This window comes from Streptomyces sp. NPDC047971, assembly GCF_040653355.1.
Lineage (GTDB): Bacteria > Actinomycetota > Actinomycetes > Streptomycetales > Streptomycetaceae > Streptomyces.
The window spans coordinates 1-13,932 of the sequence record NZ_JBEZNW010000075.1 but is presented as its reverse complement, the minus strand read 5'-3'; the positions used below and the strand labels follow the sequence as shown (position 1 = coordinate 13,932).

Genomic DNA, 13,932 nt, shown 5'->3' with positions numbered 1-13,932 from the left:
CTCTCGTCCCCGCGCCTCCCGTCCCGGCGCGTCTCTCGTCCCCGCGCCTCCCGTCCCGGCGCGTCTCTCGTCCCCGCGCCTCCCGTCCCGGCGCGCCCGCGCGTCCCCACGCCGCGCACCCCCGCCCCCGCGCCTCCCGCCCCCCACGTGACCGGAGCCACCTCCCCGGGGCCTGCCCCGCCCCGTACCCTGTCCTTCGTGGCAGAACCAGTGGTGCGCATCCCGGATGCGAAGGTCGCTCTGTCGACGGCCTCGGTCTATCCGGAGTCGACGGCGACGGCCTTCGAGATCGCCGCGCGCCTCGGCTACGACGGTGTCGAGGTCATGGTGTGGACCGATCCGGTCAGCCAGGACATCGAGGCGCTGCGCCGCCTCTCGGACTACCACCAGGTCCCGATCCTCGCCGTCCACGCGCCCTGCCTGCTCATCACCCAGCGCGTCTGGTCCACGGATCCCTGGGTCAAGCTCCAGCGCGCCCAGGCGGCCGCCGAGAAGCTCGGCGCCTCCACCGTGGTCGTGCACCCGCCGTTCCGCTGGCAGCGCCAGTACGCCCGTGACTTCGTCGCCGGCATCTGGCGGATGGCCGACGAGACGGACGTACGGTTCGCCGTCGAGAACATGTACCCCTGGCGGTACAAGGACCGCGAGATGCTCGCGTACGCCCCCGAGTGGGACGTCACCAAGGACGACTACCGTCACTTCACGGTCGACCTCTCGCACACCGCCACCGCCCGCACGGACGCCCTCGCCATGATCGACCGCATGGGCGACCGCCTCGGCCACGTCCACCTCGCCGACGGCAAGGGCTCCGCCAAGGACGAGCACCTGGTGCCGGGCCGCGGCACCCAGCCCTGCGCCGAAGTCCTCGAACGCCTCGCGCACACCGGCTTCGACGGCCATGTCGTCATCGAGGTCAACACCCGGCGGGCGATGTCCGCCGCCGAACGCGAGGCCGACCTCGCCGAGGCCCTCGCCTTCACCCGGCTGCACCTGGCCTCGGTCTCCCGGCCGTCGTCCCGGTCCCCGCGCTCATGACGGCTTCGGCCCCGCGCCGCCGCGGCCGTCCGTCGCGCACCGAGGAGGAGAGCGGGCCGGGCGCGCGCGAACGCATCCTGGAGGCGGCCCGCACGCAGTTCGCCGAACGCGGCTACGACAAGACCTCCGTACGCGGCATCGCCAAGGCCGCCGACGTCGACCCGGCGCTCGTGCACCACTACTTCGGTACGAAGGACGAGGTCTTCGCCGCCGCCATCGAGGTCTCCTTCGAGCCCACGGCCGTGGTCCCCGCGATCATCGAAGGACCGCGGGACGCCATCGGCGAGCGGCTGGCGCGCTTCTTCATCGGCATCTGGGAGAACCCCGTCTCCCGCGCGCCCCTGCTCGCGATCATCCGCTCGGCGCTGACCCACGAAGCGGCGGCGAAGGTCCTGCGCGGCTTCGTGCTGCGCCGGCTCCTGGAGCGGATCGCCGCCGACCTCGACGTGCCGGACCCGAAGTTCCGCGCGGAGCTCGCGGCCTCCCACATGATCGGGATCGCGATCCTGCGGTACGTCATCCAGGTCGAGCCGTTGGCCACCGCCGACCCGGAGCGGATCGTGGAGATGGTGGCCCCGACGCTCCAGCGCTACCTCACGGAATCCTGATCGGCCGTCCCGACCGGGCCGTCCCGACCGGGCCCTCCTGAATCGGCCGTCCCGACCGGGCCGGCGACCGGTTTCCCGGCCCCCGCCGCCGGGCGGTCCCGACGGCCCCCGCTGACCGAAAGCTGAACAGGTGGTCCGACATGCGGACGCGCTGTCCAGATCTTGGTCGGCGGGCGTACGCTCGACAGCAAGCACACCCATTACTGAGGAGCGAGCGACGATGCCCGAGCTGAGGTCCCGCACTGTCACCCACGGCCGCAACATGGCGGGCGCACGCGCCCTTATGCGCGCCTCCGGTGTACCGGGCGCGGACATCGGCCGAAAGCCGATCATCGCGGTCGCCAACTCGTTCACGGAGTTCGTCCCCGGCCACACCCACCTGCAGCCGGTCGGTCGGATCGTCTCCGAGGCCATCACGGCGGCCGGGGCCATCCCGCGCGAGTTCAACACCATCGCCGTCGACGACGGCATCGCGATGGGCCACGGCGGAATGCTGTACTCGCTGCCGTCCCGCGACCTGATCGCGGACAGCGTGGAGTACATGGTCGAGGCCCACTGCGCCGACGCCCTGATCTGCATCTCCAACTGCGACAAGATCACCCCCGGCATGCTGAACGCCGCGCTGCGCCTCAACATCCCGACGGTCTTCGTCTCCGGCGGCCCGATGGAGTCCGGCAAGGCCACGCTGGTCGACGGCACGGTCCGCACGCTCGACCTGGTCGACGCGATCTCCGACGCCGTCAACGACAAGATCTCGGACGAGGACATCCTCCGCATCGAGGAGAACGCCTGTCCGACCTGCGGCTCCTGTTCCGGCATGTTCACCGCCAACTCGATGAACTGCCTGACCGAGGCCATCGGCCTCTCGCTGCCCGGCAACGGCTCGGTCCTCGCCACCCACACCGCCCGCAAGGCGCTGTACGAGAACGCGGCCCGCACGGTCGTCGACATCACCCGTCGTTACTACGACGAGGACGACGACTCCGTCCTGCCGCGCTCGATCGCGACCCGGGCGGCCTTCGAGAACGCCATGGCCCTCGACATCGCCATGGGCGGCTCGACCAACACGATCCTGCACCTGCTCGCCGCCGCCCAGGAGGCCGAGCTGGACTACGGCCTCTCCGACATGGACGCGGTCTCGCGCCGCGTCCCCTGCCTGGCCAAGGTGGCGCCGAACGTCGCGCCCGGCGGGACGTACTACATGGAGGACGTGCACCGCGCCGGCGGCATCCCCGCCATCCTGGGCGAGCTGTACCGGGCCGGTCTGCTCAACGAGGACGTGCACACCGTCCACTCCCGCTCCATCAAGGACTGGCTGGAGACCTGGGACGTCCGCGGCGGCTCCCCGTCGGAGGAGGCCGTCGAGCTGTGGCACGCGGCTCCCGGCTGCGTCCGCTCCGCGACCGCCTTCTCGCAGTCCGAGCGCTGGGACTCCCTGGACACGGACGCGGCCGGCGGCTGCATCCGCGACGCGGCCCACGCCTACTCCAAGGACGGCGGCCTCGCCGTCCTGCGCGGCAACCTCGCCGTCGACGGCTGCGTCGTCAAGACCGCCGGCGTCGACGAGTCGATCTGGACCTTCGAGGGCCCGGCCGTCGTCTGCGAGTCGCAGGAGGAGGCCGTCGAGAAGATCCTGAACAAGCAGGTCAAGGACGGCGACGTGGTCGTCATCCGGTACGAGGGCCCCAAGGGCGGCCCCGGCATGCAGGAGATGCTCTACCCGACCTCCTTCCTGAAGGGCCGGGGCCTGGGCAAGACCTGCGCGCTGGTGACGGACGGCCGCTTCTCGGGCGGTACGTCGGGCCTCTCCATCGGTCACGCCTCCCCTGAGGCGGCCTCGGGCGGCACCATCGCCCTCGTCGAGGACGGCGACCGCATCCGTATCGACATCCCGAGCCGCTCGATCGAGCTGCTGGTCGACGACGCCACGCTGGCGGCCCGCCGCGAGGCGCTGGGCGGGGTCTACGCCCCGAAGAACCGGCAGCGCAAGGTGTCGGCGGCGCTGCGGGCGTACGCGGCGATGGCGACGAGCGCCGACAAGGGCGCGGTGCGGGACGTGTCGAAGCTGGGCTGAGCCCGGCGCGGCTCCGGGCACCGGGACGCGGGCAGGGAACGACAGACGACGCGGGCAGGGAACGACTGACGCGGGCAGGGAACGACAGACGACCCGGGCCGGGGACGACAGACGCGGGGAGTGGGCGAGACGCTCACTCCCCGCGTTCGTGCGTGTGCGCTACGATCACGGCTTGCTCCGTGACGCTTGTCATGCTCACGATTGGGGAGTCGTATGCGTGCCTCCGTACGCCGCACCACCGTCGTCGCGACCGCCACCGCCGCCCTCGCGGCCCTGAACACCACTCCGGCGAGCGCGGCGACCCCGGCCGAGATCTGCGGATCGGGGTACGTCCAGATCGACACGAGGACCCTGCAGAACTCCTCGACCGTCCTCGCCCGCATCCACCTGCTCTACAACGCCGCCAACGGCAACAACTGCGTCGTCACCGTGCACGCCCCCGCCACCGCGGGCTTCCCCCTCCCGACCGGCGCCTGGCTCACCGTCCAGGGCTCGACCACGAAGAAGGACCAGCGCACCTACAGCTCGTACGCGGGCCCGGTGCGCGCCGCCGCGGCCGGGAAGTGCGTGCGCTGGGGCGGGATGATCGAGGCGGGCGTCGGCGAGTACACCTACACCAGCCCGTGGGAGCACTGCGGCTGACCCGGCGTCACCACCCGGCCGGATCCCGCCCGTCCACGGCGAACACGGACCCGTCGGGCGCGCTCCCGAACACCTTCTCCCCGGCGACGACGGGCGCGGGCACCGTGGTCGCGTACCCCAGCCTGCCGTCCCCGAGCCGCGGCCTGGTCTGCCCGACGAGCGCGCCACGCACGGTGTCGACGGCGATGAGCCGTCCGTCGGACGCGGAGAGGTAGAGCCGCCCACCGGGCCCGAGCACCGGGGCGGAGACGTTCCCGGCGGCGGTCTCCAGCTCCCACAGCACGCGCCCGGAAGGGCCGGCGGCGGTGTCGACGGCGATGAGCCGGCCGGAGGTGACGAGGAGGTAGGCGGTGGTGCCCTGGACGGCGATCTGCGGCTGGTAGACGTTGTAGGGGAGCGGCAGGCGACGGACGGACCGGTCGGCCGGGTCGTAGCGGACCAGCGCGTCGGTCTCCGTGCCGCGACGGTGCGAGGCCAGGATCAGCGAGCCGTCGCCGGCCGTGCCGACCGGCGAGAGGTCCCCCTCCAGGCGGCGCTGCCACACCACCTCGCCGCTCACGGGACGTACGGCGGCCACGTGGGTACGGCTCGCGTCACCCGACGTCTCGAAGACGGAGACGAGGCCGGTCCCGGCCTCGTAGGGGCCCAACTGCGGGGTCGTGAAGCCGGGGAGACCGTGGCGCCACAGCTGCTTTCCGGTGGAGCTGTCGACGGCCCGGAGCCCGCCCGTCCCGTCGGACAGGACGACGGCCGGGCCGGCGGGTCTCGCCAGCTCGGCGGCCGACCCGCCGGTGTGCCAGCGGGCCGCGCCGTCGGCGGTCGCGTAGGTGTGGAGGGGGCCGTTCGGCGACGGGACGGCGACGAGGCCGTCCGGCAGCACGGACGGCGTGGACGGCACCCGGCCCGCGGCCGGCCGCGACCAGACGACCCGCCCGGTCTCGGGGTCGAGCCGCGCGGCCGCGGTGCCCCCGCCCGCGCAGTACAGGCCGCCCGCGCCATGGGCGCAGGTGGGGGTGGTGGGCTCGCCGCCCTTGTGCAGGACGGTCTGCCAGCCGTCGAAGGCGGCTCCCGCCTCGGCCGTGTTCGGCCGCGGGCCGGGGTCCTCGACGCCGGCGGTGCGCAATGCCACGACCGCCCCGCCGGCCGCGAGGACGGCGAGCGCGGCGGCTGCCACGACCGACGGACGCCACCGTCGGCGGGCGCGCGGAGCCGGTGCCCGCACGGGCGTGTCCGCGTCCCAGGAACCCGACGGCGCGGGCGCCGGTTCGGGCAGGGTGGGCGGCCGACGCTGGGCGGGTATGAAGGCCGCCGCTTCGTACGAGGGCGGCAGCAGCGCCGCCATGATCTCGGCCGGGGTCGGACGCTCCGCCGGCTCCTTGGCCAGACAGCGGGCGACGAGCGGAGCCAGCTCATCCGGAACCCCCGTCAGATCCGGATCGTCGTGGACGACCTGGTACGCCACGATGTACGGGCTGTCGGAGTCGAACGGCCCGCGCCCCGTCGCCGCGTGCACGAGCACGGAGCCGAGCGCGAAGACGTCCGCCGCCGGGCCGACCTCGCGGGGACGCTGGAACTGCTCGGGGGCCATGAACGGCGGCGACCCGATCAGCTTCCCCGTCTCCGTGTGCAGATCGCTGTCCACCGGCCGCGAGATGCCGAAGTCGATGACCTTCGGTCCGGTGTCGGTGAGCAGGACGTTGCTCGGCTTGAGGTCGCGGTGGACGACACCGGCCCGGTGGATGTCGCGCAGCGCCTCGGCGAGGCCGGCGGTCAGCCGGCGCAGCTCGGCGGGGGACAGCGGGCCGTTCCGCTTCACCTGGTCGGCGAGGGTGGGGCCGGGGACGTAGAGGGTCGCCATCCAGGGGCGTACGGCGTCGGGGTCGGCGTCCACGACGGGCGCGGTGAAGGCGCCGCTGACCCGGCGTGCGGCCGCCACCTCCTGGCGGAAACGAGCCCTGAACTCCGGGTCCTCCGCGTACTGTCCGTGCACGACCTTGACCGCGAGCCGTAGCCCGGAGGCGGAGGTGGCGAGATGGACGACGCCCATGCCGCCCGAGCCGAGACAGGCCTGGAGACGGTAACCGCCCGCGTACTCAGGTCCTTCCGCATCCCGGTCGGCACCGGTACTGCGCAACGGCGGCATAGCCAACCCCCGTGTGGTTCCCCGTTGAGGCCGCGCGCATGCGCGACGCACGGAGCCTAGTCGATGGCGCCGTCGATGTCGGTGGGGCTTGCTAGCCTGCGCGTCGCAGAGAGTGAATCGCAGCGGAGCGCTTTGCGCCAACGGGGGAGGACGCCATGGGCGGGGACGAGACGAAGCAGGCGACGGCAGTGGCCGCGGAGCTGGAGGGGGTGTCCACGACGAGCACGACCCGCTACCCGGTCGCGCCGGGGACCCGTGTCAACGTCCGCTCGGGCCCGGGCACGCAGTACGCGATCGTCCGGGTCCTGCCCGTGGGCTCCTGGGTGAGCATCCGCTGCCAGACCCCCGGCCAGACGGTCACCGGGCCGTACGGCACGACGAACATCTGGGACAACATCGCGGCCGGCGAGTTCATCTCCGACGCGTACGTGCAGACCGGCAGCGACGGCTACGTCGCCCGCCGCTGCGGCTGAGGGGACCCGCGCTCCGTCGCCACCCGGGGATAATCGACCTCGTGAGCGACGAAGACCAGACCTCCAAGCCCGGCACCACCGCCAAGGGCGCGGCCGGCGGCACCCCCGCCGGCCCGCAGCCCGAGGAGATCCGCTTCTTCGGGACGACGTGGGTCGACCACAGCGGCAACTACGGGCTGCGCCGCGCCGGGCTCGCCGTCGGTGCGCTCGCCGCCGCCGCGGCGGGCTGCTTTGTGCTGCGCTTCGCCTACGAGGGCCTCGCGATCGCCGAGGTCGGCGGCGTTCTGAACCTGCTCGTGGTCGTCATGTTCGCCATCTGCAGCGCCATCGCCTTCCGCAAGACCTGGGAGGGCTTCGTCCGCCGCCCCACCGACCAGGCCCGCGAGGACTCCCTGCGCAGCCTGAAGATGATCGGCTTCATCGGCTCGCTCCTCGCCTACTTCTTCCGCTGCTTCGTGGAGGCCCCGGGCGAGCGACTGCGCCGCACCGAGTACGACACGGCCCGCACCCAGTACGAGAAGCGCCGCACGACCCGCACGGGCAACCCGGCCACCCGCAAGAAGCGCAAGCCCAGGTAACCCCAGGGGATCCCGGGAGGCATGGGTACGGGCCCCAGGCGCCCAGGCGCGTCGCCGTCCGTGGGTGCGGGCGCTCTGACGCTCAGGGCCTTGAGCGGCGCCGTCCGGGGACGCGGGTGCCCTGAGCCGCGCCGTCCAGGGTGCGGGTGCCCTGAAGCCCCCAAGCCCCATCGCTCCCAGTCCCGTCCCCCTGGGGTCGGCACCAGGAGTCTCCGAGGCCCGGGCGCCCAGTCGCCGGAGGCCCGAATGTCCTGAGCCATGACGCCCCGGAGTCCCCTCGCCCCGGACCGGCGCCCCGCGCCCATCCCTCGACGGTCTCGGCGGTCCAGGCGACCTCGGCCGGCCCCACCGCCCCCGCTCACCCACGTCCGAGCCGGCCCGCGCCCCGCATCCACGTCCCGCGTCCCCCTGCCCAAGCCCGCGCCCCGCCTCCGGCGCCCGCCCGCTCTCACCCGCGTCCGAGCCGGCCCGCGCCCCGCATCCAAGGCCCGCGCCCCCGGCCCAATCCCGCGCCCCGCATCCAAATCCCGCGCCCCCCTGCCCAAGCCCGCGTCCCGCGCCCGCACAAGCCCTCACCCCTCGCCCCGCCCGCCTGCGCTCGCGCCCAGCCTCCGGCGCGGCGCTCGCGCCCCGCCTCCGGCGCCCCCTTCCACTCACTCACGCCCCGCCCACACAAGCCCATGTCCCGGTGCTTGACGCCCCGTACCCCCGCGCGCAATATTCACCACATGATGAATTACTCCGGCGAGGTCACACAGCCGGCCATCGTCGCGCGCGGCCTCACCACCGTTCGAGGCGACCGCACCGTCCTGCGCGGCCTCGACTTCACCGTTCCGGCCGGCCGGATCACCGGCCTCCTCGGCCCCTCCGGCTGCGGCAAATCCACCCTGATGCGCGCCATCGTCGGCACCCAGGCCCATGTCACCGGCACCCTCCAGGTCCTCGGCCGCCCGGCCGGCGACGCCGCGCTGCGCTCCCGCATCGGCTACGTGACCCAGGCGCCGTCCGTCTACGACGACCTCACCGTCCGACAGAACCTGGACTACTTCGCCGCCGTCCTCCTCCCCGGCCGCGCCCACCGCGAAGACCGCCGCGCCGCCGTCGCCCGGGCCATCGACGACGTCGACCTCGCCTCGCACGCCGACTCCCTCGCCGGCCGGCTCTCCGGCGGCCAGCGCAGCCGCGTCTCCCTCGCCGTCGCCCTCCTCGGCACCCCCGAGGTCCTCGTCCTCGACGAACCCACCGTCGGCCTCGACCCCGTCCTCCGCCGCGACCTGTGGAATCTCTTCCACCACATCGCCGACGAACGCGGCGCCGCCATCCTCGTCTCCTCCCACGTCATGGACGAGGCCGAGCGCTGCCACCGGCTGCTCCTCATGCGCGAGGGCGAGATCCTCGCCGAGGACACCCCCGAGGCCCTGCGCCGCCGCAACGACACCGCCACCGTCGAAGAGGCATTCCTCCACCTCGTCGACGCCGCCAACGACCGCGCGGCCGCACGCCTCGACGAGCCCCGGCCACCCCAGGAGTCCCGAACCATCGAGGAGCCCCAGCGATGAGCACCGCCCGCACCCTCGCCACCGCCACCCGCGTCCTGCGGCAACTGCGCCACGACCCGCGCTCGATCGCCCTGATGGTCCTCGTCCCGTGCGTGATGCTCTTCCTGCTCCGGTACGTCTTCGACGGCAGCCCCCGCACCTTCGACAACATCGGCGCCTCGCTGCTCGGCATCTTCCCGCTGATCACGATGTTCCTGGTGACCTCGATCGCCACCCTGCGCGAACGCACCTCCGGCACCCTGGAACGCCTGCTCGCCATGCCCCTGGGCAAGGGCGACCTCATCGCCGGCTACGCCCTCGCCTTCGGACTCCTCGCCATCGTGCAGTCCGCCCTGGCGACCGGCCTCGCCCTCGGAGTCCTCGGCCTCGACGTCGTCGGCTCCCCCTGGCTGCTCCTGCTCGTCGCCCTGCTCGACGCCCTCCTCGGCACCGCACTCGGCCTCTTCGTCTCGGCCTTCGCAACCTCCGAGTTCCAGGCCGTCCAGTTCATGCCGGCCGTGATCTTCCCCCAGCTGCTCCTCTGCGGCCTCTTCATCGAACGCGACCAGATGCAGCCGGTCCTCGAAGGGATCTCCGACGCACTGCCCATGTCGTACGCGGTCGACGGCATGAACGAGGTCCTCCGCCACCCCGACGTCACCAGCACCTTCGTCCTCGACGCCCTCGTCGTCGCCGGCTGCGCGCTGCTCGTCCTCACCCTCGGTGCCGCGACCCTCCGCCGCCGCACCGCCTGACCGCCCCTCGGACGCCCGCACCGCGCGAACCCACGCGGTGCGAGGATGTTCCTGCACGTGGACGAGGTGTCCACACAGATGGACCGGCGCATGCCCCTTACGGCGAGGTGAACAGAGCCATGACCCAGACCGTCGCAGTCCTCGGCACCGGCAAGATCGGTGAAGCGCTCCTCAGCGGCATGATCCGAGCCGGCTGGCGCCCCGCCAACCTCCTCGTCACGGCCCGCCGCACCGAGCGCGCCGAAGAACTGCGCGCCCGCTACGGCGTCGAGCCCGTCACCAACGCCGAGGCCGCCAAGCGCGCCGACACCCTCATCCTCGCCGTGAAGCCGCAGGACATGGGCCGTCTCCTCGACGAACTCGCCCCCCACGTCAGCGCCGACCGCCTGGTCATCAGCGCCGCCGCCGGCATCCCCACCTCCTTCATCGAGGACCGGCTCACCGCCGGCACCCCCGTCGTCCGCGTCATGCCCAACACCCCCGTCCTCGTCGACGAGGGCATGTCCGTCATCTCCGGCGGCAGCCACGCCACCCCCGCGCACCTCGTCCACACCGAGGAGATCTTCGGCGGTGTCGGCAAGACGCTGCGCGTCCCCGAGTCCCAGCAGGACGCCGCCACCGCCCTCTCCGGCTCCGGCCCGGCCTACTTCTACTTCCTCGTCGAGGCCATGACCGACGCCGGCATCCTCCTCGGCCTGCCCCGCGCCCAGGCCCACGACCTGATCGTCCAGGCCGCCATCGGCGCCGCCGTGATGCTCCGCGACAGCGGCGAACACCCGGTCAAGCTCCGCGAGGCGGTCACCTCCCCGGCCGGCACCACCATCAGCGCCATCCGCGAGCTGGAGAACCACGGCGTACGGGCCGCCCTCATCGCCGCCCTCGAAGCCGCCCGCGACCGCAGCCGCGAGCTCGCCTCCGGCAACGGCTGACCGGCCGCGGCGCCCCTACGCCGCCGCTCCCTTCAGCACGTCCTCCGTCGACACGACCCGGGCGAATTCCCCGCCATGCAGGGACACCGCCGTCGCCCGGGTCAGCTCCTCCGCCGTAGCCGCCCACCCGAACGGCCCCGCCAGGTCGAACGTGTGCATCGCGTCCAGCGGAAACACCACGTCGTACCCGAGGTTCCCGCCCATGCGCGCAGTCGTCTCGTTGCACATGTTCGTCTGGATCCCGACGATCACGATCTGCGCGATGCCCTCTCCCTTCAGCCACAGATCCAGCGACGGCTCCCCGTAGAACGCCGAGTTCACCCCCTTCGTCACCAGCAGCTCCCGCCCGCTGCCCTTCCCCCTCCGCTCCTCGACGAAGTCCTTGAAGTCGTTGCCCCCATGTCCCACCCGCAGCGGCGACCGCGACCCGGCCGGCGAATCGTGCCGTACGAACACGACCGGCCGCCCCGTCTCCTGCCACATATCGATCAGTGCCGCGATGTTCTCCTCGGCGGCCGGATTGTTCCGCCTCCCCCAGAACTCCTCCTCGAAGCCCTTCTGTACGTCGACGACGACCAGCGCTGCGTTCTCCGTGATCTCCATGCCCCCGATGCTTCCGCCCTCGCTCCCCCCGTCCCAGAGGGGAGAAAGTCAGCGATCGATGGTTTACTGCCACCCATGGCGACGGCCCCTCCGGAACCCCAGCGCATCGCCCTGATCTCCTTCCCCGGCATCCGCGCCTTCGACATCTCGGTCATCACCGAGGTGTGGGGCAGCGACCGCCGCATCCCCGGCGCCCCTCCCTTCGAACTCCGCCGCGTCGCCGTCGACCCGGCCACCCCCGTCCCACTCCGCGGCGGCCTCACCCTCACCCCCGACCGCCCCCTCGACTGGCTCGACCAGGCGGACCTCGTCCTCGTCCCCGGCATCGAGGACCCCGACGCCGACACACCCACCCCCGTACTCGAAGCCCTCCGCCGTGCCCACGCCACCGGCACCCCCGTCGCCTCCCTCTGCGCGGGCGCCTTCGTCCTCGCCGAGGCCGGACTCCTCGACGGCCGCCGCGCGGTCACCCACTGGCACCTGGCCCCGACCCTCGCCGCCCGACACCCTCAGATCACCGTCGAGCCCGACGCCCTCTTCGTGGAGGACTCCGGCATCTGGACCTCGGCCGGCACCGCCGCCGGCATCGACCTCTGTCTCCACCTCGTCCGCACCGCCCACGGAGCCGAAGCCGCCGCCACGATCGCCCGCTCGATGGTCACCGCCCCCTTCCGCACCGGCACCCAGGCGCAATTCATCGAGCACCCCACACCCCGCGCCGACCGAGACGCCGACGCCCTCGCCGCCGTCCGCTCCTACGCCCTCACCCACCTGGACGAACCCCACACCGTCGCGAGCCTGGCCGCCCGCGCCGATATGTCGCCACGCACCTTCGCCCGCCACTTCCAGGCCACCACCGGCACCACCCCTCTCCACTGGCTCATCACCCAGCGCGTCGCCGCCGCTCAGAAACTCCTCGAACTCACCGACCACCCCCTCCCCGAAGTCGCACGCCGCGCGGGCTTCGGCAGCGAGGTCACGATGCGCCAGCACTTCGCCTCGCACCTCGCCACCAGCCCACGCGACTACCGCCACGCCTTCCGTCACCCGGCGGCCGGCAACAACCCGATCGCTCGATAGGCCCGGTCCACCAACGGCCGTGCCATCCCCCGGGCCCGATCGGCCCCGTCCCGTAGCACCCGGTCCACATGTCCCGGATCGGCCGCCAGCTCCGCATGCCGCTCCCGGATCGGCCGCAGCATCTCGACCACCGCGTCCGCCGTGTCCCGCTTCAAAGATCCGTACGACTCGTATACACCGGCCAGCGCCTTCGGGTTCCCACCCGTCGAGGCAGCGAGCACATCGAGCAGATTCGCCACTCCCGGACTGGCCTCCCGGTCGTAGACGACATCGCGGCCGCTGTCGGTCACGGCCCGCATGATCTTCCGCCGCACCGCGTCCGCGTCGTCGAGCAGATAGACGATGCCGGCCCCGTTCTCGTGCGACTTCCCCATCTTCGAGAGCGGGTCCTGCAGATCCATGACCCGCGCCGCCACCTCCGGATGCGTCGCCCTCGGCACGGTGAACACATGCCCGTACCGCTGGTTGAACCGCACGGCCAGATCACGGGTCAGCTCCACATGCTGGGTCTGGTCCTCACCGACCGGCACCTCATCGGTCCCGTAGGCGAGGATGTCGGCCGCCATCAGCACCGGATACGTCAGCAGCGACAGCCGCACGCTCTCCCCGGCGGCCCGAGTCCGCGCGCCCTTCTCCTTGTACTGGATCATCCGCCGCAGCTCCCCGTCCGTGGCGGTGCACTCCAGCAGGTACGAGAGCCGGGCGTGTTCGTCCACGTGGCTCTGCACGAACACCGTGCACGACCGCGGGTCCAGGCCCGCGGCCAGCAGGAGCGTCGCCGCCTGCCGACTGAGCCGCAGGACGCGAGCGGGATCGTGCTCGACGGTCAGGGCGTGCAGATCCACGATGCCGAACAGGGCGTCGGACCGGTGCTGGTCGACGTCGACCCACCGCCGAACGGCCCCGAGGTAGTTGCCGAGCGTCAGATGCCCCGTGGGCTTGATCCCGCTGAAGATCCGCTTCATCGCGTTCGTTCTCCCTCTCTCCTGTACGCCGACCCGTCGGCCGCACTCCCGGAGGGGGATACGCGAACGGCCGCCGAGGCGGCGGCCGCTGGTGCATGCGTGAGTGCGGGCCGCCGTCAGGCGGCCCACCACTGAGTCGTGCGCGCATGCGTAGTCATACGGAGAGACTACGCCCGGGGACCGGGGTTGACATGGGATTGCGCCGTCCGTAGTGTTCTCCGAGTTGTCCGACGTGAGCACCGACTCCGGTCGGCCCCGGACAGCCATTCCGCAAGACCCACTACAAGCTGACGACGCTTCGTCGCGCCGTCGTGCTTTCCGTGCGTTTTTGCGAAATGAGGAATCCGCGTTCGAAGGTTTGAGCGCGAGCCGCCCGATTAGCGTCGGAGGCAGGGAATCCGCTAAAGTCTCACTCGTCGGAACGGCCCAACAGCCGCAAAGACAACCCACTCTGACTGGGAATCAGGCCCGAAAGGATCTGATAGAGTCGGAAACGCCGGAAGGCCGAA

At 72.3% G+C, this 13,932-nt stretch carries 13 protein-coding genes; 10 read left to right on the top strand and 3 right to left on the bottom strand.

All coding sequences use genetic code 11. The features are described 5' to 3' along the window. Positions 1-198 precede the first annotated feature (198 nt). From AB0D99_RS35160 to AB0D99_RS35145, 4 genes are all read left to right on the top strand, one after another. Complete coding sequence (locus AB0D99_RS35160) at positions 199-1,035, top strand: sugar phosphate isomerase/epimerase (protein WP_362372135.1); 837 nt, start codon at positions 199-201, stop codon at positions 1,033-1,035. Next, positions 1,032-1,643, top strand: coding sequence for a TetR family transcriptional regulator (locus AB0D99_RS35155; protein WP_362372132.1), 612 nt, complete (start codon positions 1,032-1,034; stop codon positions 1,641-1,643). Before AB0D99_RS35160 ends, AB0D99_RS35155 begins: the two co-directional genes overlap by 4 nt. Before the next feature lie 220 nt (positions 1,644-1,863). Continuing rightward, positions 1,864-3,717 (top strand): dihydroxy-acid dehydratase, encoded by a 1,854-nt coding sequence (gene ilvD, locus AB0D99_RS35150; protein WP_362372128.1) that lies wholly within the window; start codon positions 1,864-1,866, stop codon positions 3,715-3,717. 213 nt (positions 3,718-3,930) lie between these two features. After that, positions 3,931-4,359, top strand: coding sequence for an acetyltransferase (locus AB0D99_RS35145; protein WP_362372125.1), 429 nt, complete (start codon positions 3,931-3,933; stop codon positions 4,357-4,359). 7 nt (positions 4,360-4,366) lie between these two features. Here the strand turns inward: AB0D99_RS35145 and AB0D99_RS35140 are convergent, their stop codons facing one another. Continuing rightward, on the bottom strand, positions 4,367-6,502 hold the full coding sequence (locus tag AB0D99_RS35140) for a serine/threonine-protein kinase (RefSeq protein ID WP_362372122.1): 2,136 nt from the start codon (positions 6,500-6,502) through the stop codon (positions 4,367-4,369). A 155-nt stretch (positions 6,503-6,657) separates the two neighbouring features. Between AB0D99_RS35140 and AB0D99_RS35135 the strand changes: the two genes are divergently transcribed. The 5 genes from AB0D99_RS35135 to proC all read left to right on the top strand — a co-directional run bounded on the left by AB0D99_RS35135 (position 6,658) and on the right by proC (position 10,775). Then, positions 6,658-6,975, top strand: a complete 318-nt coding sequence (locus AB0D99_RS35135) for a hypothetical protein (protein WP_362372119.1) — start codon at positions 6,658-6,660, stop codon at positions 6,973-6,975. 41 nt (positions 6,976-7,016) lie between these two features. Continuing rightward, positions 7,017-7,553, top strand: coding sequence for a hypothetical protein (locus AB0D99_RS35130; RefSeq protein ID WP_362372116.1), 537 nt, complete (start codon positions 7,017-7,019; stop codon positions 7,551-7,553). 728 nt (positions 7,554-8,281) lie between these two features. After that, positions 8,282-9,112: an ABC transporter ATP-binding protein gene (locus AB0D99_RS35125; protein WP_362372113.1), complete on the top strand. Its 831-nt coding sequence runs from the start codon at positions 8,282-8,284 to the stop codon at positions 9,110-9,112. Continuing rightward, entirely contained in the window at positions 9,109-9,846 is a 738-nt protein-coding gene (locus AB0D99_RS35120; protein ID WP_362372110.1) for an ABC transporter permease, read from the top strand. The genes AB0D99_RS35125 and AB0D99_RS35120 overlap by 4 nt, the downstream gene beginning before the upstream one ends. 119 nt (positions 9,847-9,965) lie before the next feature. Beyond that, a complete protein-coding gene (gene proC, locus AB0D99_RS35115) occupies positions 9,966-10,775 on the top strand; it encodes a pyrroline-5-carboxylate reductase (protein ID WP_362372107.1) in 810 nt (269 codons plus the stop codon). Positions 10,776-10,790: 15 nt separating this feature from the next. Here the strand turns inward: proC and AB0D99_RS35110 are convergent, their stop codons facing one another. After that, positions 10,791-11,378, bottom strand: a complete 588-nt coding sequence (locus AB0D99_RS35110) for a cysteine hydrolase family protein (protein WP_362372104.1) — start codon at positions 11,376-11,378, stop codon at positions 10,791-10,793. A 75-nt stretch (positions 11,379-11,453) separates the two neighbouring features. On the opposite strand from AB0D99_RS35110, the gene AB0D99_RS35105 reads away from it, so the two are divergent. After that, positions 11,454-12,458: a helix-turn-helix domain-containing protein gene (locus AB0D99_RS35105; RefSeq protein ID WP_362372101.1), complete on the top strand. Its 1,005-nt coding sequence runs from the start codon at positions 11,454-11,456 to the stop codon at positions 12,456-12,458. Here AB0D99_RS35105 and trpS read toward each other — a convergent pair. Then, entirely contained in the window at positions 12,422-13,423 is a 1,002-nt protein-coding gene (trpS, locus tag AB0D99_RS35100) for a tryptophan--tRNA ligase (protein ID WP_362372098.1), read from the bottom strand. The two genes, AB0D99_RS35105 and trpS, sit on opposite strands and share 37 nt — an antisense overlap. Positions 13,424-13,932 lie beyond the last annotated feature (509 nt).

Excerpts from the sequence above, each read along its gene's own strand:
- AB0D99_RS35155 (WP_362372132.1), top strand. The coding sequence starts at position 1,032 with ATGACGGCTTCGGCCCCGCGCCGCCGCGGCCGTCCGTCGCGCACCGAG.
- ilvD (WP_362372128.1), top strand. The coding sequence starts at position 1,864 with ATGCCCGAGCTGAGGTCCCGCACTGTCACCCACGGCCGCAACATGGCG.
- AB0D99_RS35145 (WP_362372125.1), top strand. The coding sequence starts at position 3,931 with ATGCGTGCCTCCGTACGCCGCACCACCGTCGTCGCGACCGCCACCGCC.
- AB0D99_RS35140 (WP_362372122.1), bottom strand. The coding sequence starts at position 6,502 with ATGCCGCCGTTGCGCAGTACCGGTGCCGACCGGGATGCGGAAGGACCT.
- AB0D99_RS35135 (WP_362372119.1), top strand. The coding sequence starts at position 6,658 with ATGGGCGGGGACGAGACGAAGCAGGCGACGGCAGTGGCCGCGGAGCTG.
- AB0D99_RS35125 (WP_362372113.1), top strand. The coding sequence starts at position 8,282 with ATGATGAATTACTCCGGCGAGGTCACACAGCCGGCCATCGTCGCGCGC.
- AB0D99_RS35120 (WP_362372110.1), top strand. The coding sequence starts at position 9,109 with ATGAGCACCGCCCGCACCCTCGCCACCGCCACCCGCGTCCTGCGGCAA.
- proC (WP_362372107.1), top strand. The coding sequence starts at position 9,966 with ATGACCCAGACCGTCGCAGTCCTCGGCACCGGCAAGATCGGTGAAGCG.
- AB0D99_RS35110 (WP_362372104.1), bottom strand. The coding sequence starts at position 11,378 with ATGGAGATCACGGAGAACGCAGCGCTGGTCGTCGTCGACGTACAGAAG.
- AB0D99_RS35105 (WP_362372101.1), top strand. The coding sequence starts at position 11,454 with ATGGCGACGGCCCCTCCGGAACCCCAGCGCATCGCCCTGATCTCCTTC.
- trpS (WP_362372098.1), bottom strand. The coding sequence starts at position 13,423 with ATGAAGCGGATCTTCAGCGGGATCAAGCCCACGGGGCATCTGACGCTC.